This window comes from Alteromonas sp. C1M14 (assembly GCF_018860965.1).
Classification (GTDB): Bacteria; Pseudomonadota; Gammaproteobacteria; order Enterobacterales; family Alteromonadaceae; genus Alteromonas.
On record NZ_JAHKQF010000001.1, the window covers coordinates 19,693 to 42,269 of the forward strand.

Sequence of the window (22,577 nt, forward strand, 5' to 3'; positions counted from 1 at the left end):
CAACGTTAGTTTTCCTTCTCAATAACGAAAAACGGGGGGTTCCCACTTATTTTATATCGATGTTCACTGCATATTAGCACCCTATCTGGCTATTTTCGCGTTAAATAGCCATTAAGAGGTGTGAGCCGCCCGTTGACCTTGCCGATAAATCCACATTGCTAATACCACCAATACCACCGGCCATAGGGCACTTAAACCGACTACCACTAAGGCTGCAACCGAGGCCAAAACCGCTATGGCAATAGTGCCAAATACACTAAGTGCCACCACAAAGCCAATCAGTACAAACACGATACTCACCGCAGAAAACACCGCCAAGTTTTCTAATGGCGACAACATATCATCCCCCATCATTAGGTGCATCCCAAACCAATCTTGCAATGCGCCCCCCAAGCCATAGACCACCAATGTGGCAATAAGAATCGCTAATAAAAAGTTCTTCATATTATACGCCTTGGCAACAGCACAACAGCAATCACATAAGCTAGCAGCACCGGTATAGAAAGAAATATAAGACCAAAGATCGCGGCAGCTCTAATCCATACGGCGTCTATAGAAAAATAGTTCGCCACGCCCGCACATACACCACTTATCATGCCGTTTTCCACGTCTCGATGAATCTTGTTGTTCGATTCTGGTAAAGTCATAAATCACTCCTTTTAATGTAGGCGCGCTTGTATCTAAGCGCACCTAAAGATAGTTTAGGCTGCTCGTTTCTTTTTCAACGCGGCCAATTCTTGCTCAATGGCATCATCGGTTTCTAAGGCTTTAAACTGAGCCTCTAACGAGTGGGAATGACCTTCCCCTTGTGTCATATCATAGGCATCGACCTGAGCCTCTAGATACTCAACACGTTGTTCGTAGCTTTCAAACCTTGCCATCGCATGGGCAGCATGGTCGCTGTGCGTAACCTCGCGCGCTTTAAGCCTTATGTGAGCATTGTGTTTTCTCGACACCAACTGTTTTTGCTTTAATCGTGCTTCGGCTAGCTTTTCTCGTAATCTACCGGTATCTGATTGCACCTTGTCCAACATTTCACTGACCTGGGCTTTTTGCGTTTCAATGTCACTTAACTGCGACGCAAAACTGTTTTTTTGCACCAGTGCCCCTCGCGCCAATTCCTCTTTACCTTTATCTAAGGCAAGCTCTGCCTTAGCTTGCCAGCCATCCATCATGGTTTGAAACTTATGCTGTTGCCGTTCCAAGTGCTTGTCTTCAGCAAGATACTTGGCAGCTTCCGAGCGCATTTCTACTAATGTTTCTTCCATTTCCTGGATAATCAAACGAATGACTTTTTCCGGGTCTTCCGCCTTATCCAACATGGCATTAATATTAGACTGAACAATATCTGACATTCGTGAAAACATTCCCATTTCTTACCCCTTTAGTACATTGTGTTAATTTCATCAAACTACTCTCAATACAATCAAGGTTCATGCCAAACAAAGAAAACCCTTTATTATCAATAACAAATAGAAAATTCTCGTTTCAAAAGTAAAAATAATAACGCCACAGCCATTTTGCTTTAGTCTTTTTAACCAGAAAATATGGTCAATTTGACCACCAATATAAAACACGCTGATAATGGAAGTGCACTGCATCTAAGCCCCGCTCCACCAACACCCAATAAAACACAAAAAAATAGGCACTCAGTTAACCTGAATGCCTATGATTGTTGATTTACAACGTGCCAATATGAATGAGACGGGTGGTACAAGCGCCCCAATCTAGTCTTCTGTCGTTGGCGTATTGCGAGAGACAGATTCGGTGTCACTCAACTCGGTAACACTAACCGTACCGGTGTTACTGTCACCCTCTAAACTAAAGCTATAGGTCATGTTTGCAATTGATTGACGAACATCTGCCTGTATTTCGTTACCGGCCATGGAAACCGCATTTGTAACTACGTGGCTTAGAAACGACTCAATGGCATTTTCTTGGGCCATTGCATTGGCGCCTAGCAAGGCAGTAGAAAGGATAACGCCAGATAATAATGATTTGGTGGTGTTCATAATAATTCCCTTAAGTAACGAAATAACAATTTGGTGTATTTGGTATCTTCAACGTCGATGAAGATAAGTTACCTAAGGGATTGCTAGCTTTATGCCAACCCGTTAAATTTTCGTAAAATATTGATTAATATGGATTAATTAAAAATTCCAATGGGACAAGCCTGTGTGCAAAAATCAAGCAGAGCTATTTTTTAGTCTATTTAACCATCAGCTGTGGTTAAATTAACCAAGCTTACTTTCTTGATAGTCTTTACTGTTTTTTTGTGCGGCTTCAACTTCACTAAGCGCATTGAGTAACAGGGCAGGATCGGGGGTTTTTCCCGTTCCCTTCTGGCTAAGATAACGACGCCAAATGCGCCCCCCAGGCTGACCTTGAAATAAACCTAACATGTGGCGTGCCACATGCCAGGGTTTAAACCACTCATCAGTTTGCCGCTCAATATAGGCCTGCATAGTGTGAACCAGTTCAAAGCGTGTTGGTGCAGTCACATCATAACCAAACAGGTCGCTGTCTACCTGCGCTAACAAATAGGGGTTTGAATAGGCTTCTCGGCCAATCATCACACCATCCACATGTTTAAGATGCTCGTGGGCTTCAGTGAGGGTTTTGATGCCTCCGTTTATCGCGATAGATAGCTCGGGATGAGACTGCTTAAGTTGATATACCCGCGGATAATTTAACGGTGGAATTTCTCTGTTTTCTTTTGGGCTTAAGCCCTGTAACCAGGCTTTCCTTGCATGTACGATAAAGGTATCGCATCCCGCTTCTGCCACCACATCAATAAAACGGGCAAAGTCTGCATACTCATCCATATCGTCGATACCAATGCGGCATTTTACCGTAACCGGAATATCCACGACTTTTTGCATTTCTTTTACGCAGTGCGCTACCACTTCAGGCTGAGCCATCAAGCAAGCGCCAAACGCGCCATTTTTCACTCGATCTGATGGACATCCTACGTTGATGTTAACTTCGTCATAGCCTCTTTGCTGGGCCATCTCGGCACACCGCGCCATATCAGATGGATCACAACCGCCAAGTTGAAGGGCCACCGGATGTTCCTGCTCGTTAAAAGCTAGGTAGTCCCCTTTCCCATAGATCAAAGCCCCGGTTGTCACCATTTCAGTGTACAAGAGGGTATGAGTAGAAAGTTGTCGAAGAAAATAACGACAGTGCTTGTCAGTCCAATCGAGCATAGGGGCGACTGAGAGCTTGCGGTTCATCGACGTGATAGGCATAACAAATAACTCTTTAAATTATTGGGGACAAACTGACAAACCCTGTCATTTCACCGGTTTAAAATTCTGCTATTACTATTGATGTTAAAAAGGCGAGCCTTTAAAAGCGACAGCAGGAATACGAAATAAAAACATTTTCATCAATCCACAGTAGCGCAGTGAAGATTGAGGCGCGTATTCTACTTCTGTAACGGCTAAAAACAAAGGTTAGTTAGATTACGCCGTTTTAAACTGATTAACTTGCTCTTGCAGGCCGGCCCCTAAGTTAGCGAGTTCTGCACTGGCTTGGGCAATTTGTTCTGAACTAGCCGCGGTATTGGTGGATACCCCCTGAATGTTATGTACACTGGAATTGACTTGTTCCACTACCACACTTTGCTGTTCGGCGGCGGTGGCGATCATGGAGTTCATATCGCTTATGGACCCCACCATGCTGGTGATTTTATCAAGGGCCGTTGTGGCTTCATTGGCACGCTTAACCAAAGAGTCGATACTTTCTTTACTACTATCCATGGCATTTACCGCGTTATCCGCACCAGATTGCAATGTAATAATGAGATTTTCGATTTCCTGAGTTGACGCTTGAGTCTTTTGCGCCAATGTCCGCACTTCATCTGCCACCACCGCAAATCCTCGTCCTTGCTCTCCTGCTCGCGCCGCTTCAATCGCGGCATTAAGTGCCAACAAGTTTGTTTGCTCGGCAATACTTTTAATGACATCCAATACGGTGCTGATATTTTGGCTATCGGATTTAAGCTTTTCAATCACCGAGGCAGACTGTTTAACTTCCCCGGCCATGGTGCCAATGGCTTGCACCGTTTCATGGATCACCTGACCGCCGGATTTCGCTTCTAAATTGGCTTCATCGGTAGAATGCGAGGCACTCTCTGCATTTGAGGCGACATCTTTAACTGTGGCGGCTAACTCATTTACTGCTGAGGCCACTTGTAGGGTTTCTTGAGATTGTGCATCGGCTTGCTGGCGAGTTTCTTCTGTGACGGCTGACATTTCTTCTGAAGCTGCGGACAACTGAGCCGTAGCACTGGAAATTTCTAGAACCAAGGTTTGTAGGCGTTGGGCAAAGGAATTAAAACTTATCGCTAGTTGCCCTATTTCGTCTCCCGTACTCACCGTTAATCTTTGTGTAAGATCGCCGGTTTGTTCCATAACCAATAGGGTTTTACTGGCGGCAATTAAAGGTTTAACCATCGCTCTAGAGGCAATAATAGACACCCCAACACCCACAATTAATGACACCACCGCCACCCCAATAACCTGGGTGAGGGTATTGACTAATGTCTGATTAGTATTGTCGCTTAATTCATTCATGGAGTCGGTTACACTATTGCGTATCTGACTGGAAATAGCAGCCATTTTCGGCCCATTAACATCAAGGATATTGTCAATGGCCTCATTACGCGTTTCTATGGCCGATACCACCTCATCAAACCCACGCTGATAGGTGCGCAACAAGGCAGTGGCGTCATTTAGCATGGTTACCCTTTGCGGGTTTTCAATTACCATCTGTGCCGCCCCTAACGTCTCTAACGTGGTGGTAATTTCTGCATAAACGCGCTTTTGTATCGCCCCGTCGTTTTGGTTTAAAAATTTAACCGCGTAAACTCGCGCCAGCAGTAAACTGCGCAAGGCTTTGCCGGCATAATAGGACGCTTCAGCATCTCCATCGGCATAGGCTGAGGCCATAACATGGCTCAGTAAGTTTTCAATGGCAGGGCCATTAACGTTTAAATTATTGCTCACGGTATTAAGACGAACATTCATATTCGGCACAACCACATCGAAAAAGGCTTGGTTATATGCCTCATCCAACTGATTGAGTTCTGCTAGCAACGCTCTTCTGGCGGGATTTTGAAAATCGGCATTGGCTTTTTGTTCAATTTTATCCAGCGCGATTTGGGCTTCTTTGAACTTGTCCACGGTTGCCGGATCCGCGGTTTTAATGAAAGTTTTAACCTGTAAACGCTTTTTGTAAACTTCTTGCAGAATAAGAGCGGCAGTATTGCTATCAGGCGCTAAATCTTGAGTAATGCTATCGACTTTGTTTTGAACAGAAGAAAGGTTCACCACACACACACCGACGATAATCAGCATCAATAATAATATTATGCCTGGAGAAAGCATCGCTTTAGTTTGAACGTTGCTGTTTTTATACCATGTGAACATGTGTTGTGCCTTTTATCTAATAACCGCGACTGCAAGAATAGAACCCTTTCGCCAAAAGACAAACCGAGTGGTGTAATTTAGCCAGGTCATCATCCCATACTCTCTCGTCTTTCCCCTACTCTGCATTTACCCTTAGCGTATGAAAAAAAACACCATAACGACTAAGCGCTATGGTGTTTTGTTTTACACTAAAAATGACTACCGATTATTAGCCAAACGTGCTGCCACCGCTTCTCTCACAAGTTGACCATATTCTGCATCAGCTTGATCGTACTGGGCAAACATCCTTTGTTGGACATCGTCTGTGGTTTGACTTAATCCATCGGCGATATTACCAACCAACTGCAGCTTTTGATCGTCACTCATAATACGGAACAGATCGCCGGCTTGGGAAAAGTTGTCATCATCCTGAGTATCGTAAATATCTAACCAAGCATCCTGCTCTAATGGCATCGCGGGTTCAGCGACAGCAGACACTTCCGCCGGTTCGCCTATCTGGGCACGATTGTTTGGATAAAAATTCGCACCACTGCCGGCCAACGCCGGGTTAATGCCAGCAAAGGCGCCATCTCGCTGATAATTGTGCACCGGACACTTAGGCGCATTTACCGGGATCTGGCTGTAATTCGCCCCTACACGGTAACGCTGAGCATCTTGGTAGGCCAGCAGTCGTGCTTGCAACATACGATCTGGCGAAGCGCCAATACCCGGTACCAAATTACTCGGCGCAAAAGTAGCCTGTTCGGTTTCGGCAAAGTAGTTGTCAACATTGCGATTTAACTCAAGCTGACCTACCTCTATTAACGGAAAATCACTGTGTGGCCAAATTTTTGTCAGGTCAAACGGATTGATCTTATATGTCTTGGCTTGTTCCTCTGTCATGATTTGGACATTCACTGTCCACGATGGGAAATCACCTTTATCAATGCTATCCACCAAATCCTGCTGTGCCCCAAATGCTGGCATGTTAGCCGCTTGCACATTGGTTAAGGTCTTGATGCCTTGGTTAGTTTTGAAGTGCCATTTTACCCAGTAGCGCTCGCCATTATCATTCCAGAAGCTTAACGTGTGTGAACTGTAGCCATTCACATAACGATAAGATAAAGGGATCCCCCGGTCTGACATTAAGATGGTTGACTGATGCAGCGACTGTGGGTTGTTCGCCCAAAATTCGTATATCGCTTGTGGATCTGGCAAATTGGTACGTGGGTTCTTTTTCTGGCTGTGAATAAAGTCTGGAAACTTAATTCCATCTCGCAAGAAAAATACCGGCGTATTGTTTCCAACCATGTCCCAATTACCTTGCTTAGTGTAGAACTTCACGGCAAAGCCACGGGGGTCTCGGGCGTAATCGCTAGAATCTTGTCCGCCACCCACCGTAGAGAAACGTAAAAATACGTCGGTTTGTTCACCCTCTGTCTGCAAAAAGTCAGCGATGGTGTACTCCGAAAGGCTTTTCGTTACTGTAAACGTACCGTAGGCGGCACTGCCACGGGCGTGTACCACCCGTTCAGGGATCCGTTCACGATTAAAATGAGCCAGCTTCTCAAACAGATAGTGATTATCAAATGTCACTGGGCCGCGACGACCGGCAGTGCGGCTTTGGTTGTCATTTGCAACGGGTGCCCCGTTTGCTGACGTTAATGACGTAGGTGAGTTGCTTGCGCCTGAAAATGGACATTTACTCATCGCTTTGTTCCTTACAGTAAGGTGATGGAATCATTATCGCGCCGGAATAAATTCTGCCGTCGCGCTGTAAACTTGCTATGGGATAAGTATGCCCGAAGCTAGAAAAGTTAAAAGCGAATAGAACTAATCGTATTGATTACAATTACCAATTAAGATGATGCCGTCTTAACCTTATTTCTGACGTCAGAAAAAACCTGTATAGTTTGTGAAGATCATCTTTTTAGAAAGTGTCTTTGGTAACGGAAGTGGGGTAAAACGACAACGTGAAGACCGAGTTGGAACGCGTATTGGTGCGCAAAGGACACCAAGTAAACTGGCTGTTTATCACACTGGCCACGTCCAGCGTGACGTTATTCATGCTGTTTGGCTACACCTGGCTGAATTTTGATGCACTTTATGAGCCCTATAAAAGCGCCTATCCACGGCTAAGTACGGTGTTCTCGCCGGTTAATATGACTGTGCTTTCGGTCTTGGCCCTTACCAATGGCATTACTTTTTATCGCTTAAAGCAAACCAAAGCCCACCTCGCAGTTACCGCATATATGGTGTTGCTTGAAAATAAGCCCGACACCCTAACGAATCAGTTCTATCCCCAACTGCAGCAGTTTTTTCACGCCGCCGGTTTACCAGATAATTACTCATTGGTATCACTGAAAAAAATGAACATGCGACACTTCATTACTTTGTCGTCGCCTATTAGTCGCACCGTCACCCAACACCAAAATCAGTGGATCCGTCTGGCACACGCAGCCGCCTATGGACAGCCTGCGACTTGATAGCGCGTTGAAAACTATTTTTATTGCTACTGGATATGTGATCCTTTTCAAGGTACATTTTAAAGACATGATTGCATTATAATATTGGCGATCAGTTTGAGCGTTTTTTCATTTTATGGTGGGCATTCTCCCATCTACAGGGAAGCCCGCTATTGCCAATAGGAGAAAAGAAATGGCAAAAGAAAAAACGAAAGAATCCCCCCCAACTGACAGCGCTGAAAAAACGGAGCTAGGGCAGTTACGGGAAATCCTATTTGGCCAATCCAACCGCGATTTCCAACATCAGTTGGATCAACTCAGCGCTCGGGTTGAACAACATATTCAACAGCTTTCTTCACAATTAGATGAGCAAGTTAAGCAGCTTAACAGCACCATCGATTCTCGTTTTGACACCCTGTCAAAGCAACTCAGTGAAGACAGTCAGCAGCATCAGCAAAATCAAGGTGAATTAAAAGCCCTTCACGACACGTTAAAGTCGGAATTAGAGATGGCTGAAGCGTCTGCCCATGATGAAACTGGTAAGCTCGACACCCGATTGAAAAAAGAAATGGACGAACTCGAATCCATGTTCAATCAACGTCATCAAGCCTTGCTTGAGCGCTTACAGCAAGTGACCGCAGAACTGTCCACCAGCAAAACTGATCGCAAAACCTTGGCGAATTTACTTTCTACCATGGCTTCGAATCTTGCCACTGACCAGTCTTAATCATCATGAACTCGTCGGCGACCTCCACGAAAAAGGACGTACACTCTATCGAGGATGTGCGTGCGCTAATCCTTGGCGACGATGAAAAACGGTTAGAACAGGTTGTTCGCCGTCAGGCTAAAGAGTCCGTCAGCGAGGTGGTGTCCGAAGCCCTACTGGAAAGAGAAAATAAAGATGGTTCGGTTAATCGGGTGCTGGTTCCCCTGGTTGAAAAGTCGCTACACCGTTCGGTGGAAGCCAACAGCGATAAAATTGTTGGCGCACTCTACCCCCTTGTAGGTTCACTGATACGCAAATCGGTATCGGCATTTTTGGTAGAATTCGTTGAACGAACCAATACTTTAATTGAACACAGTTTATCGTTGAAGAGTTTGCGTTGGCGCTATAAGGCTTGGCGCGCAGGGCTAAAATACGCCGACTACGTTGCCTCGCAAATTTATCAGTATCAGGTTCATCAGGTATTTGTTATCCATCGCGAAACAGGCACCTTGCTCCACAGCGTGTCGCTGGATCCGGAAAAAAGCAAAGACGGCGATCTTGTCTCTTCCATGCTTGTGGCCATGAACGATTTTGTCGCTGATGCCTTTAGCAATGGCAACCAGACCGATGAAACAGAAATCGGCGAGATACGCACTGATGATTTTACCTTACTGATAAAAATTGGCCCTCAAGCGATCCTCGTTACTGCGGTGACCGGAAATATTGCCCCTCGCATTCGTGAACAATTGCAAATTACACTGGAAGACTTCCATCGCTATTACCAACTGCCTCTGCTCAATTACAACGGTGATAACAGCCCCTTTCTTTCGTCTGACTCTTTACTACAAGACTGTTTAAGCAGCGCCCTTAAGAAACCAGCAAAAGAAAAGAAACGCCTAGGCGTTGGCTCGCTTATCCTATTAGCGTTGGTACTCTTGCTAGGTTATTTGTCTTTTGTGCGTATGCACTTGTCACTCACGGCATCGGCCATTGCTGAGGCTCTCCCTCCTCCTGGTATCGTGTTAATTGGCAATAACATCGAACAGGGTAAAGTCGCCATTTCAATTTTGCGCGATAGTGCCGCCGACTCCACGCAGTCATGGCTTTCATCACTGGATATCGATTTAGACAATGTCGTGATCCATGAAACGCCGTTTATCTCTCAGTCCACGGACATTATCCGTAAGAAAGTGGCTCGGTGGATCACCAAGTTTCCATCCGTCACACTGACTACACAAAACAACAAGCTTGCACTGGCCGGTGAATTAAGCAGGCCACAGTGGCAACAGTTCACCACCCAATACCAACAAATTACGGCTGGGGCGCTACCACTGCCCGATGTGTCCCAATTAACCATCACCGATTCCGTAAACATCAATCAACAAGACGCACTGATGGCTGTGGCAAAGGATCTGGCCACCCGCTTATCCAGTTATGTCGTGCCCTTTGAGGTCAATCAGGTAGCCATCGCTGAGCAACACGCTACAACTATTGGTGATATTGCCCAAACCATTAATAGCCTGCACAATATAGCGATTAAGCTTAATCTCGATGTAAACATTTTTATTCTTGGCGCCAGCGACAATTCTGGCACCCAAGCGAAAAACGAGATCGTTAGCCAAGAACGGGCGCAAAGTGTGAAACAAGCATTAATTGATGCTGGAGTGGATCCTGCCATTATGTATAGTAAAGGACTTGGGCAACTTAATTTTACCCAAGATAATTCCAGTCGCATGGTATTTATTCATGCGCTTTTAACAGAGAAAAACAGACGCGAAGGTATACGGCAGTGATACAAAAAAAAATATGTCTGCTAGGCCCCACAGGTGTGGGAAAAACCAGTCTGGTACGCCAGTTTGTTGATGGTATTTTTTCCGAAAAATATCTCACAACCATCGGCGTTAAAATAGACAAAAAGCAAGTTGATATTGGCGATAAATCTTTGCAACTGCTGGTTTGGGATATTGAGGGCGTAGACCGCTACTGTGGTTTTAACCCTCGCTATCTACGCGGTGCGGCAGCATTTGTCATCGTGGTGGATCAAACCCGTTCTCAATCGTTACTCGAAGGTATGGATATCTTTGCATCTGCACGGGAAAGTTACCCGAATACGCCAGCCTTTTTTGTCGTAAACAAATCTGATCTTCCCAGCGAATGGTACTGGACCAAAGAAGAAATCAAAGAGCGACAGTCGCGCTTTACCGGTGCGTTTAACACCAGTGCAAAAACCGGAGAAAATGTAGAAGCGCTATTTCAGATGATTGCATCGGCGGTAGTCTAACAATGGACATTTTTCAGCTCAACACCCTAGGCATTACAGATTGTGTACTTTATCGATATGAAAAAGACAAGACACTTTGCTGTCTAACACCTACCGTTTCTTGGGCGTTTAAGGTTACCGCTATTGATGAAATATCTTTAAACGTTACCGATGTGCTGAGCCTGTTTTTAGAAGATTTCTTACTTGATGCCCAGCAATGCTGGCAATCTGGCAGTGCGTCTCAAATCTCCTCGGGATTCTGGACTGAGGCATCAGAGGTGACGCCACTTCGATTGGAAGCATTAGCCACAAATAACGGCAAAGGAGAATGCTATCTGGCAATTAAGAATGTCAGCAAAGAGTTTGATTACCGGCAACAATCGCTGCAATCAGCACGGGAACTTCTCATTACCCATCACGCGGTAATCAGCCAGCAAGACTCCCTTCATGACCGATTGCAAAAAGTACTGCAAGAAGTAGAAAACGGCAAAAGTGAACTCTTGGCCATACGACAAGCCATTCAGCACCTTGCCACAGGGGTTGTTATTTTAAATGCCCAAAATGAACTGTTTCTTGATAATGGCGTGGCCCGTCAAGTATTGCGCGCCCACAGCACCCAGAAAAACTGCGTTCAAAACCTGTTTCAGTTGATGAAAGACGTACATGTGGACACCATATTTCTAGCTAATTTAGAAGAACAACAAACCAGTTGGCGCGGTGAAGTGTTTTGGCAAAATGCCCCCGGAGGAAGCCGGTGGCTACAACTTACAGTGGCCCCGGTGTTTCAAAATGAAACTCTCAGTCACTGGGTATTTTTATTCACAGACACCACCACCACCCATACAGGGGAGAATAGCGCAACCACGTCTGCCGATAAAGATTTGCTAACCCAATTAGACTCGAGACAGTCGTTTAAACGCGAACTCGATAAATGGCTTAAAACTCAGCAAGGATTTGGCCTTTTTATCATTGATATCAGCGAATTTAAGCGAGTCAATGAGAACTTAGGGTATCGAGTTGGTGACGAGATACTCAAACGGGTGGCCTTGCGCCTCGATACTTTTTCGGGAGAGAAAAGCTATCTTGCACGAATAGGTGGAAATGAATTTGCTCTGCTTTCGCCTTTTAGCTGCCTGTCAGACAGCATTATTCATGATTATGGCCGCGGTCTTCAAGTCGCCCTAGAAGATGTATTTATTGCTTTTGGCAAAGGCGAAATGACGTTGAGTGTGAATATTGGCGTTACCGCCTTTCCTCAACACGGCGCAAACACCGAAGATTTACTCAAAAATGCGGGCTTAGCACTGCAATTTTCCAAATACAAAGGCAAAAACGAAGTCACGGTTTTTCGCACGCAGCTAAAAACCAAGCAAGTAGAGTTAGCGAACCTTGAAGCAGAACTCGCCACAGCGATTAAAAACAATAAGCTCACTATCCATTTGCAACCTATCGTGGATTTATCTTGCGGTGACACGCTGAAGTGCGAGGCATTAGCCCGCTGGACCAACGATGAGGGAAAAATCATCCCTCCCGATGTATTTATACCCATTGCTGAAAAATCTGGCTTAATCTTCGCCTTAGGTGATTGGCTACTGCACAGCGTATGTCAAACCCTCAAGGAATTATCGGCATACGCCCCAAATATTCGCATTGCCATGAACATCTCAGGCCGGCAAATTTGCGATCCTGACTTTCTTACCAAAGTACAAGATGCCATCGCCTACTATGGGATTTCCGCTTCACAATTAGCCATTGAGATTACCGAAACCGTATTTATCCACAGAACCAATACCGTTGCTGTAACCTTAGCCAGTTTGCGGGCCATCGGCATTACCATTTCCATCGATGATTTTGGTACCGGTTTTAGCTCATTGGAATATTTGAAACGTTTACCCATAGATGAGCTAAAAATCGATCGGTCTTTTGTTCGTGATCTGTCAGTGAACAACGACGACAAGGTGATCATTAAAGCGATTATTGGATTGGCCGAAAATCTTGGCCTGAATGTGGTCGCCGAAGGGGTGGAAAGTGATGAACAGCAACACTTTCTATTACGTCAAAACTGCGTAATGGCGCAAGGATACTTGTTTAACCGCCCCATGCCGGTGCAGCAATTTATTGACTCTCTAATTGCGCAAAAATAGCCCTCTACTTCTAGCATAGAAGGCCATAGCCTCTATGCCTCCACAACCGCTAACCCTAGATGACTGGCGTGGAATTGCAGATGTTCATCAATAAACGAAGCAATAAAATAATAGCTGTGATCGTACCCTTCATGCATATTCAAGGTTAAGGGGGTATCACTTTTTTGCGCCGCGGCCACCAGCGCTTTGGGTTTTAGCTGCTGCGCTAAAAACTCATCGGCCCGCCCCTGCTCGACCAATAATGGAATATAATGCTGCTTTTCGGCTAATAGATGTGCCGCATCGTATTGCGCCCATTGTTGGCTATCTTCTCCAAGATAACCCGATAATGCTTTTTGTCCCCACGGACAATCCGAAGGGTTGGCAATTGGACTAAACGCCGATACCGAAACATAGTCCTGGGGATTGCGAAGACCAATAACCAATGCACCGTGTCCCCCCATAGAATGTCCACTAATGGCTTTATCGCCGGTGACAGGAAAATGGGCTTCGATTAAGGCAGGTAGCTCTTCAGTGACATAGTCATACATTTTATAATGTTGTGACCACGGTGCTTGTGTGGCATTGACATAAAACCCCGCTCCCTGACCGAAATCATAAGCGTTGTCAGGATCATCGGGAACATCCGCTCCCCGCGGGCTGGTATCAGGGGCCACAATAGCCAAGCCCAGTTTTGAGGCCATTTTCAGTGCCCCTGCTTTTTGCATGAAATTCTCATCGGTGCAGGTTAAACCTGACAACCAATAAAGAACAGGAACCGGATTATCCTCGCTAGCAAATGGGGGTAAAAACACGGCAAAAGTCATCTCGCATTGGGTGCTTTGCCCTTGGTGGCGATAACGGCAATGACGCCCGCCAAATGCACTATTTTCGCTGATAAGTTCCATATATTCGCATCTCCTGAAAATGGAAGAGTGGCCTTTTTCCTTGATGCTTCCAAAAATAGCAAAAAAAGAAAAGACAAATAAATTTTTACACGCTGTCAGTAAAGGGTGTATCGGATTTTAGATCAACATCGTTTACACTAACGCCCTAATTTCAGAGGTTAATAACGATGCTTAAAGCTGTTGGCTACAATATACGCGGCACGCTATCGGTGCTGGGCTATTTTTTAAACACCGTTTTTTGGTTTGTTCCCATATTCATTTTATCTTTATTCAAACTGATCCCCATTACTTTGTGGCGCAGAATAATCTCGTATCCCCTTGATGCGTGCGCCACCGCATGGATAAGCGTAAACAATTGCAATCAACGCCTATTTAGCAGAACCCAGTTTTCCACCACTGGACTGGAGGCGCTCACGCCTCACGACTGGTATCTGGTTATTGCTAACCATCAATCTTGGGTCGATATCCTAGTACTTCAACGTACCTTCAACCGGAAAATACCGTTTTTGAAGTTTTTCTTAAAAAAAGAACTTATATGGGTACCGATTTTAGGCTTAGCTTGGTGGGCCCTAGAGTTTCCGTTTATGCAGCGCCATAGCAAGTCGTTTCTGGCTAAAAACCCGCATTTAAAAGGCAAGGACATGGAGACCACCCGCAAAGCATGTGCGAAGTTTAAGTATAAGCCGGTGAGTATCATGAACTTTGTTGAAGGTACCCGTTTTACCCAAATCAAACACGATAAGCAACGCTCTCCCTTTATCCATTTGCTTAAACCTAAAGCTGGCGGCATTGCCTTTGTACTTAGTGCCATGGGCGAACAGCTGCACAAACTTATTGATGTTACCATTGACTATCCCGATGGCGTGCCTAGCTATTGGGATTTCGTTTGCGGTAAAGTAAAAACCATACGGGTAGAAGTCACAGTCACCCCCATTCAAACGATTATGCAAGAAGGCTTTTTCTCTACTCATTATTTTACTGATCCCGCCCAGAAAGCGCGCTTTCAACAATGGTTAAATGCGCGCTGGAAAGAAAAAGACGACAAACTAACGGCCCTTAATTCAACACAGGCGCCGCTATGAGAAAGCTACTCGCGCCTTTTATTTTCTGTATTCATACCTCTTTACAGATAAGCAACCTTGCCTTTTGGGGGGTGCTAATCATTCTACTTGGCGTGGTCAAACTGCTGCTACCCTCAGCTTGGGTTCACCGCCGGCTATTGGCAGTGATGCACACATTCTTACATTGCTTTAGTGGTATAAGCGTCTTACTTATCCGTGGGTTTAACAGCATAGACATTCAATTTAACGTAGACGGTAAACTGTCCCCGGCAGGTTGGTATTTGCTCATTGCTAACCACTTAAGTTACTTAGACATTATTTTACTTATTGAATTTACTCGCGGGCGCATTCCTCCGCCCAAGTTCTTTCTAAAACAAGAGCTCATATGGTTACCCTTTGTCGGACTTGGCGCATGGGCATTAGATATGCCCTTTATGAAACGTTATTCGAGACGCTTTATTGCAAAGCATCCAGAAAAAAAAGGCCAAGATATCGCGACCACAAAACGCTTTTGCGAAAAATTTAAAACCCAGCCCACCACAGTAATCAACTTTGTTGAAGGTACTCGCTTTACCAAAAATAAACACAAAGCCAAAAAAAGCCCCTACCGTCGACTACTGCCGCCGAAAGCCGGAGGTATTGCGTTTACCCTTGCCACCATGGGCGATTTATTTAGTCACCTCTTAGACGTTTCCCTGCTGTACCCTGACAATGAACAACATCCAATGATGGCAATGTTAAGCGGGCAGATGACCCGAATAATTGTAGATGTTAACGTACTGCCTGTTCCTGAGGAAACCCAAGGCGATTATTATATGGATGATAAATTTAAAGGCCGGTTTCAGACTTGGCTAAATGGTCTGTGGCTGGAGAAAGACACCCGAATTACTCAACTGCTGGAGTCGTCATTGTGCAAATAGCGTCGTCGGTCAAAGAGACTTTTACACACACAGTTCAAAATATCTTCCCTGAGGTTACCACCGACTCGATAACCTATAATTTGTTAGCGATCTCCACCATCGTTGTGGCCTCTTTTTTATTTTATGTACTCAGCCGTGTTGTTCTACAACTGCAAATTCACCACCTCATCACCCGCAGTAAAAATGATTGGGATGATGCCTTACTGAACCATGGCTTCTTTCGACGTTTAAGCCACTTGGTACCGGCACTGGTTATTTACCTTAGCGCCCCAGTGCTCATTAGCGACGACAATGTGCTGTATGGCTTTTTATTAAAATCATCATTGCTTTACATGATGATCACCGCCCTCTTTGCGGTATTTGCCCTGCTCAATACTATTCAGGATATCTACAATAGCTCATACCTTGCTAAACGTGCCTCCATTACAGGGTTTATACAGGTCGCCAAACTGTTTTTTTCCGTTATCGTATTGCTACTGTCTATTTCGTTGGTGGTAGACAAAAGCCCTATCATCATTATGTCTGGGCTTACCGCGCTAGCGGCAGTGTTACTATTAATTTTCAGAGATACCATTCTTGGGTTTGTGGCGGGTATTCAGATAGCTGCCAACCGAATGTTTAATACTGGCGATTGGATCCAAATTACAAAATTTGAAGTCGACGGCGAAATTCAGGAAATAGGCTTAACAAACGTAAAAGTCCAAAACTGGGATAAGACCATCTCGACCATTCCCAGCTATTCTTTGACCACCGAAGCGGTAAAAAATTGGCGTGGTATGCAGGAGTCTGGCGGCCGACGAATTAAACGAGCCATCTACATCGACATACATTCCATCAAACTTTGCGATAGCAGTATGATCAAGCGGTTTAGCCGTATTCGGTATATCTCGGAGTATGTTACGGAAAAGCTAAACGCATTACAGGCATACCACAAAGACTACTCAATTGATGAATCTGATTTACTGAACAGTCGCCGGCTCACAAATGTGGGGACTTTTCGCGCTTATCTTGAAGCCTATTTACGCAAGCACACAGACATAAATCAATCGTTGACCCTTATGGTGCGCCAACTTCCCCCAAATGAATTGGGTCTACCCTTAGAAGTCTATTGCTTTTGTGCCAAAAAAGAATGGGTACAATACGAAAAGGTTCAGGCAGACATTTTCGACCATATTATGGCCATGTTACCCATGTTCGATTTACGTGCTTATCAGCGGGATGGCTATTTCCCTCAACGCCTTTCTTTTGATAGTGACAACCCAGAACAAAATGATCTTAGCCAACGCCACCCTTAACAATAAAAAAACGGCGCCTTAGGCGCCGTTTTTATTATACAAAATTCTGATGTTACATCAGTGCATAGGCCATCAGCACACAGCAGATCAGCCCGGTCACACCGAAAAAACCATATTCAATTTTTTCTTGCATACCCTCAGCACCGACTTTTTCAGTCATAAAGCCCATAATGATACTGGACATGCCTAGGACGAAAGCAACCAGTCCCACACCGAATCCAATAGCACCAATCCATTCGCTCATACTCTATACCCTTCAAACTAAATTTCGTTATCACTCTGCCATGCTGCTAAAGAATCATAACGAAATGAGAATTCTACCGCTATAGTATGCAACAAATTAGGTGTCATGCGTAATCAAAAAATGACCTGAGAGGTCATTTTTTGATCTTGGTCAATTTCACTATTTTTTCAAGTGTTTCACTAAGAGATTGTGAAAAAACATACCCCTCGCCACCACCAAAAACCATAAACCTTTGATTACAAATGAAATAAAACAATGGCCGAGGTTTTGCTACGTAACGGTAGGTAAAAAATTTCTCCATAATAAAATGGTTTAAAAGGATCTCGCTATGAAAATGCCAATATTCACCACTGCATCACTTCTTACGGCTTTGCTTACTGCACCCGTTTACGCGTTTGACTTTAATAGCGACGACTGTAACGTAGACTTACACGGCGACATGCGCTGGCATAGTGAAACCTTAACGGTACGCTTAGAAGACAACACCACCTTGCGTATTTCCCCTGAACATGTGCTTACAATAAATGGCACTGAGCCCACGTTAACCGATGAACAACAACAATGGGTCAGTGGCTATTACACGCAAATCGATACCGCCATTCCCATGACACTAAACATCACTTATGATGCCCTAGAGCTAGCTGGAACCGCCGTAAACGAAGCCCTTGGTGAAATATTTGGTAGCGACAGTGGTCTATCCACAAGCACAGATGATTTGTTTTTATCCTTGCGCCAAGAAATGGATCAGCATTTTTATGATGAATATGGGCAAGTGCGTATAGCCACGGAAGATTTTGCAGACGACGGTTGGTTTAACCATACTTGGGATAACCAATTTGAACAGCAGGTAGAAGATCTGCTGGCTAAATCGGCGGGCCATATTCTCATCGCCATAGGCTCACAGATGCTGTCAAACGAAAACGGTTTTGACGACTTCGAACAACGTATGGACAACTGGGAAGCAGACTTTGAGCAACGGGTTGAAGCTAAAGCCGAAAGTTTAGAAGATGAAGCCCATGCTTTATGTCAGGTGCTACAAAAAGCCGACTATGTTGAAAATAAAATGCAAACCCAGATCCCCGGCTTAGCGTCATTAAATGTGTTCTCCCTTAAAGGTGATAGCCAGCTTCCTATGTAATTACGTACTGAGGGTAGGTATACTGCCCTGATGATACGATCCATGGCTCGTTGGAAAACATTATGCAGCAGACAACAGTAGCGCCACCGGTATTATTTTGTGGTTGTGGATGGCTTGGGCGTCATTATGTCGCCTTAACCGACAATACAAATGTGGTTGGCACCACTCGAAGCGCAGAGAAAGCCAGCGCCCTCAATGCACTAGGTGTAAACGCGGTACGTTTTACCCTCGGCGAATCGCCTGAAAAACTTAAACATCACCTTTCACAACGCAGTGTGGTGCTAAATATTCCCCCCGGCCGTAAACACCCCATGGATCCTAACTTTGCAAGCAACATCATTACCCTTGCAAAGACCTTGCTTGCCGCCAATATTCCACGGCTCATTTTTATCAGTACCACTTCGGTTTACGGCAACCAAACCGGTGTTCTTAATGAACAAACACCTACCGCGCCCAACACGCCCTCAGGTGAGCACCACTGTGCCATCGAACAAGCACTATTGGCGTTAGCCGACCCTAGGATCACTATAATTCGCCTTGCCGGTCTAGTGGGGCCTGATCGCCATCCAGTGAATTTTTTATCGGGAAGAAAGCTGGATAAGGGTGAACAAGCGGTCAACCTTGTGCACGTGAAAGATGTAGTGAAAGCACTGCATTTATTACTGCAAAAGCCAATTAACGATTTGCTGCCCCCCCTGTTACACTTGTGCAGCCTGGCTCATCCTCGCAGAGATGAATATTACACTTGGGCAGCCAAGCAACGTGAGCGCATGCTCCCTGTCTTTACGGCATCATCGTCAAGTGGCGTATTCGGTAAGCAAATCAATGCACAACGAAGTTGGCAAGCATTAGGGCTAACACCTACGTTTGTTAGCCCTTATGACATGGTGTAAGCCTTCTATCTAGCTAAATAGGCTGGCGCCGAAATACTTAACCGCCACCGTATTGATAAAGACCACCAGCAAGATAACCGGAATGAAGGTACCGATGGACAGATCCACGTACTTTTCAAAAAAGCTGCCTTTATAACCGTCGGCACCTTCATCGAGTGCCTGATTAAAGTTCTGCTTTTTCCAGCGATAGATAACAAAGATACAAATTAGGAAGCCATTCAGGGGCAAGATGGTTTCATAAAACACATCATAAACCACATCAAAGAACGACTTGGGTGTATCTGCGTAACTCACAAAATCAGATAACATGGGGGTATGACCGAACGAGACGGCGCAAAGCACGGCCAGCACAATCATCAAGGCACCAAGTACAAATAAAGCAGGCTTACGCCCCATATTTTTCTCGTCCATCAATGCGGCAACCGGCACTTCGAAAATCGATACCAATGAGGTAATTGCAGCAAAAAACACCTGCAAAAAGAAAATGGCAGCCACAATACTCGCCCCCACATAACCGATGGAATCTTGTAAGGCTAAAAAGATTTTCGGTAAAAATGTGAAAATCATACCAATGGAGGATTCGCTTAATTCATCGGGATTGGTGTTGGGATCGAAGGAAAATATCGCCGGTAGGATCATCAAACCGGCCGTGAAGGCCACTGCCGTATCGGTTAATGCAACCAGCTTTGCCGCGCCTGGCACGTCGGCGCGATTATCGATATAACTTCCGTATGTGATCATGATCCCCATGCCTAAAGAAAGGGAAAAGAACGCTTGGGAAAGCGCCCCATTAACCACTGATGCGTCGATTTTTGAAAAGTCTGGCACAAGATAAAACTCAACCCCTTTCATGGCGTTATCTTGCATAAGTACAAACACCACCAGCGCCAGCAACATAATAAACAACGTGGGCATAAGCAACTTAGCGGCTTTTTCTATGCCTTTTTTTACACCACCTTGTAATATCAGGTACACAACGGCCACAACCGCTGCCATATAGATAAAGATTTTCTCGTTATTTCTAAAGGTGCCAAAGGTTTCAGGCTTTGCCAGCACATCTAAATCACCGGTTACAATTTCAAGAAGATAACCAAATATCCACACCGTAATAACCAAGTAAAACACGGCAATCATAAAGGGAGTAACAATCGACAACCACCCGGCCAACTTCCAATGCAGTGCATTACCACCAATTGTACGATAGGCACCGAGTGGATCTTTACGGGCGTGGCGGCCAACGGACATTTCCGCCAGCATGACAGGCAAACATATAGCAACGACAAAAATCGCGTACATCAATAGAAAAGCGCCACCGCCATTTTTCGCGGCACCAACAGGAAACCCCACTAGGTTTCCGATACCTACCGCAGATCCTGCTGCAGCTAGAATAAATCCGATGCGCGATCCGAACTGTTCTCTCGCCCCGCTCATATCATCTTCCTCTTCACTTATTGTTATAATAGGGTGGTGATGATTATTATCATAAATTAAAAACTTAACTTACTATTTCGGCTAGACACGCCCGTTCACCTTCCCCAACGCATTACGCCCTCTTTACCACAAAGGCTAAAGTAACGGGTAAAGGGAAATCTTATCAGTGTCTATGGACAAAGTCTTCTTCTTGAACGTGGTAAACCCATCCCTCACCTCTCATCCGTGTGTTTATTATTCATTACCAAGCAATGGGTTGATGTTTCCAATCGACGTAATGGGGGTTATCCGCCACAGCCGCCCCGTTAAGGTAACGAAGCAATTGAGAGGCCGTAAACGGGGCGGTAAAGAGTTTACCTTGGGGAACATTTTTCTGAAACGGCTCGGAAAGGGCGCTATCCACAGTACCGGGATGATAGCTAACTAACACCGTTTGCTTACTTCGCCTACGGTATTCCACCGCCGCAGTTTTGATAATCATGTTAAGGGCGGCTTTTGAGGCGCGATAACCGTACCAGCCGCCTAATTGGTTATCTTCAATACTGCCCACCCGCGCGCTTAAACAAGTAATGGAGCCCTGTTGGGGTGCCATCATGGTGATCAAGGCTTTTAGCCATAAGGCAGGTACCACAGTATTCACGGCAAAGTAAGCCATTAGGTTTGCACTACTGACATCTTCTATCTTTTTTTCTGGCTGCAACGCCCTTTGTTCATATTCACCATGTAAAATACCGGCGGTACATACAACAGTTTTAAAACGCACCTTCTCTTTGCGTTGCTCGCTAACCCATGAGGCAACCGCATCCTCATTGGCGGTATCCAACGTAATGTAACGAACGTTTTCAGCTGACGTTTTGTGCGTATGTTGCCGAGCGACCGCATACACCCGATATTCTGGTGCATTTATGGCTAATTCCTTTACTAGCGCTCGACCAATGGCACCATTCGCACCAATCACTAAATGAGCTTCGGTACTCATAAACCAGCCTCGTTTTTACAAAAAGATAAACGTAACCCCATTTGTAAGTAACCCATTATCACGCCACTTACGCCCTCTTTCTAAGTGTAATGGTTTAAACAACTTTGAATGATTAAAAAACTGTAAGTTTGCCTTGAACTTCTCGGTGTTCGTAGCCACATTAATGAAAAGTCAGTAAGAAGGTACAGTTATGTCTACCACACAAATAGCCACATTAGCCGGCGGATGCTTCTGGTGTTTAGAATCTGCTTTTAACAGCGTTGATGGGGTTATCAGCGCGATTTCTGGGTACGCAGGCGGCCATATTGATAATCCTAGCTATGAAGCGGTATGCCATGGCGACACGGGACACGCCGAAGTCGTGCGCATCGAGTTTGACAGTGAAAAACTGAGTTATCGGGAAGTGTTGGAGATTTTCTTTGCCTTACACAACCCCACCCAAGTAAACCGGCAAGGGAATGATGTAGGCCCTCAATATCGAAGTGCGGTGTTTTATCACAATGAAGCACAAAAGCTAGCCGCGCTAGAAATTATTGAAGAAATGACCAATGAGCAGGTATGGCCAGACCCAGTAGTGACCGAAGTTACGGCTATTAACAACTACTATCCGGCTGAAGACTACCACCAGAGTTATTTTAAAAATAACCCGCAAAATCAATATTGCGCCATGGTTGTGGCGCCTAAATTAGCAAAATTTAAAAAGACATTTGCTGATCGACTGCGTTAGTCAACATCAACAG

At 45.1% G+C, this 22,577-nt stretch carries 22 protein-coding genes; 11 read left to right on the forward strand and 11 right to left on the reverse strand.

Annotated elements, in window-relative coordinates:
• Positions 1-111: 111 nt before the first annotated feature.
• The 7 genes from KO501_RS00085 to KO501_RS00115 form a co-directional block, all read right to left on the reverse strand.
• Positions 112-444 (reverse strand): hypothetical protein, encoded by a 333-nt coding sequence (locus KO501_RS00085; protein ID WP_216027608.1) that lies wholly within the window; start codon positions 442-444, stop codon positions 112-114.
• Entirely contained in the window at positions 441-647 is a 207-nt protein-coding gene (locus KO501_RS00090; protein ID WP_216027609.1) for a PspC domain-containing protein, read from the reverse strand. The genes KO501_RS00085 and KO501_RS00090 overlap by 4 nt, the downstream gene beginning before the upstream one ends.
• A 54-nt stretch (positions 648-701) precedes the next feature.
• Positions 702-1,373: a phage shock protein PspA gene (gene pspA, locus KO501_RS00095; protein WP_216027610.1), complete on the reverse strand. Its 672-nt coding sequence runs from the start codon at positions 1,371-1,373 to the stop codon at positions 702-704.
• A gap of 354 nt (positions 1,374-1,727) precedes the next feature.
• A complete protein-coding gene (locus KO501_RS00100) occupies positions 1,728-2,012 on the reverse strand; it encodes a hypothetical protein (RefSeq protein ID WP_216027611.1) in 285 nt (94 codons plus the stop codon).
• A gap of 222 nt (positions 2,013-2,234) precedes the next feature.
• Positions 2,235-3,251: a tRNA dihydrouridine(20/20a) synthase DusA gene (gene dusA / locus KO501_RS00105; RefSeq protein ID WP_216027612.1), complete on the reverse strand. Its 1,017-nt coding sequence runs from the start codon at positions 3,249-3,251 to the stop codon at positions 2,235-2,237.
• 216 nt (positions 3,252-3,467) lie between these two features.
• Positions 3,468-5,435, reverse strand: coding sequence for a methyl-accepting chemotaxis protein (locus KO501_RS00110; RefSeq protein WP_216027613.1), 1,968 nt, complete (start codon positions 5,433-5,435; stop codon positions 3,468-3,470).
• 198 nt (positions 5,436-5,633) lie between these two features.
• Positions 5,634-7,124: a catalase gene (locus KO501_RS00115; protein WP_216027614.1), complete on the reverse strand. Its 1,491-nt coding sequence runs from the start codon at positions 7,122-7,124 to the stop codon at positions 5,634-5,636.
• 263 nt (positions 7,125-7,387) lie between these two features.
• Between KO501_RS00115 and KO501_RS00120 the strand changes: the two genes are divergently transcribed.
• The 5 genes from KO501_RS00120 to KO501_RS00140 all read left to right on the forward strand — a co-directional run bounded on the left by KO501_RS00120 (position 7,388) and on the right by KO501_RS00140 (position 12,989).
• On the forward strand, positions 7,388-7,900 hold the full coding sequence (locus tag KO501_RS00120; protein ID WP_216027615.1) for a hypothetical protein: 513 nt from the start codon (positions 7,388-7,390) through the stop codon (positions 7,898-7,900).
• Between the two features lie 172 nt (positions 7,901-8,072).
• Positions 8,073-8,606 (forward strand): hypothetical protein, encoded by a 534-nt coding sequence (locus tag KO501_RS00125; protein ID WP_216027616.1) that lies wholly within the window; start codon positions 8,073-8,075, stop codon positions 8,604-8,606.
• 5 nt (positions 8,607-8,611) lie between these two features.
• Positions 8,612-10,378: an OmpA family protein gene (locus KO501_RS00130; RefSeq protein ID WP_216027617.1), complete on the forward strand. Its 1,767-nt coding sequence runs from the start codon at positions 8,612-8,614 to the stop codon at positions 10,376-10,378.
• Positions 10,375-10,866, forward strand: coding sequence for a Rab family GTPase (locus KO501_RS00135; protein ID WP_216027618.1), 492 nt, complete (start codon positions 10,375-10,377; stop codon positions 10,864-10,866). Before KO501_RS00130 ends, KO501_RS00135 begins: the two co-directional genes overlap by 4 nt.
• A gap of 2 nt (positions 10,867-10,868) precedes the next feature.
• On the forward strand, positions 10,869-12,989 hold the full coding sequence (locus tag KO501_RS00140) for a bifunctional diguanylate cyclase/phosphodiesterase (protein ID WP_216027619.1): 2,121 nt from the start codon (positions 10,869-10,871) through the stop codon (positions 12,987-12,989).
• Positions 12,990-13,021: 32 nt separating this feature from the next.
• Here the strand turns inward: KO501_RS00140 and fghA are convergent, their stop codons facing one another.
• Positions 13,022-13,876: an S-formylglutathione hydrolase gene (gene fghA / locus KO501_RS00145; protein ID WP_216027620.1), complete on the reverse strand. Its 855-nt coding sequence runs from the start codon at positions 13,874-13,876 to the stop codon at positions 13,022-13,024.
• A gap of 167 nt (positions 13,877-14,043) precedes the next feature.
• On the opposite strand from fghA, the gene KO501_RS00150 reads away from it, so the two are divergent.
• From KO501_RS00150 to KO501_RS00160, 3 genes are read left to right on the forward strand one after another with little or no spacing between them, the layout of a single operon-like run.
• Entirely contained in the window at positions 14,044-14,958 is a 915-nt protein-coding gene (locus KO501_RS00150; RefSeq protein ID WP_216027621.1) for an acyltransferase, read from the forward strand.
• Complete coding sequence (locus KO501_RS00155; protein WP_216027622.1) at positions 14,955-15,857, forward strand: acyltransferase; 903 nt, start codon at positions 14,955-14,957, stop codon at positions 15,855-15,857. The genes KO501_RS00150 and KO501_RS00155 overlap by 4 nt, the downstream gene beginning before the upstream one ends.
• Positions 15,848-17,152, forward strand: coding sequence for a mechanosensitive ion channel domain-containing protein (locus KO501_RS00160; protein ID WP_216027623.1), 1,305 nt, complete (start codon positions 15,848-15,850; stop codon positions 17,150-17,152). Before KO501_RS00155 ends, KO501_RS00160 begins: the two co-directional genes overlap by 10 nt.
• A 52-nt stretch (positions 17,153-17,204) precedes the next feature.
• On the opposite strand, the gene KO501_RS00165 is transcribed toward KO501_RS00160, so the two are convergent.
• Entirely contained in the window at positions 17,205-17,396 is a 192-nt protein-coding gene (locus KO501_RS00165) for a hypothetical protein (RefSeq protein ID WP_216027624.1), read from the reverse strand.
• Between the two features lie 328 nt (positions 17,397-17,724).
• On the opposite strand from KO501_RS00165, the gene KO501_RS00170 reads away from it, so the two are divergent.
• Together KO501_RS00170 and KO501_RS00175 are read left to right on the forward strand one after the other, a co-directional pair.
• Positions 17,725-18,534 (forward strand): DUF2884 family protein, encoded by an 810-nt coding sequence (locus KO501_RS00170; RefSeq protein WP_216027625.1) that lies wholly within the window; start codon positions 17,725-17,727, stop codon positions 18,532-18,534.
• Positions 18,535-18,596: 62 nt separating this feature from the next.
• On the forward strand, positions 18,597-19,427 hold the full coding sequence (locus tag KO501_RS00175; RefSeq protein WP_216027626.1) for an NAD-dependent epimerase/dehydratase family protein: 831 nt from the start codon (positions 18,597-18,599) through the stop codon (positions 19,425-19,427).
• Positions 19,428-19,436: 9 nt separating this feature from the next.
• On the opposite strand, the gene KO501_RS00180 is transcribed toward KO501_RS00175, so the two are convergent.
• Positions 19,437-20,858, reverse strand: a complete 1,422-nt coding sequence (locus tag KO501_RS00180) for a sodium-dependent transporter (RefSeq protein WP_216027627.1) — start codon at positions 20,856-20,858, stop codon at positions 19,437-19,439.
• Positions 20,859-21,099: 241 nt separating this feature from the next.
• On the reverse strand, positions 21,100-21,837 hold the full coding sequence (locus tag KO501_RS00185) for an SDR family NAD(P)-dependent oxidoreductase (protein ID WP_216027628.1): 738 nt from the start codon (positions 21,835-21,837) through the stop codon (positions 21,100-21,102).
• Between the two features lie 190 nt (positions 21,838-22,027).
• Between KO501_RS00185 and msrA the strand changes: the two genes are divergently transcribed.
• Positions 22,028-22,564 (forward strand): peptide-methionine (S)-S-oxide reductase MsrA, encoded by a 537-nt coding sequence (msrA, locus tag KO501_RS00190; RefSeq protein WP_216027629.1) that lies wholly within the window; start codon positions 22,028-22,030, stop codon positions 22,562-22,564.
• The last annotated feature ends 13 nt before the right edge of the window (positions 22,565-22,577 follow it).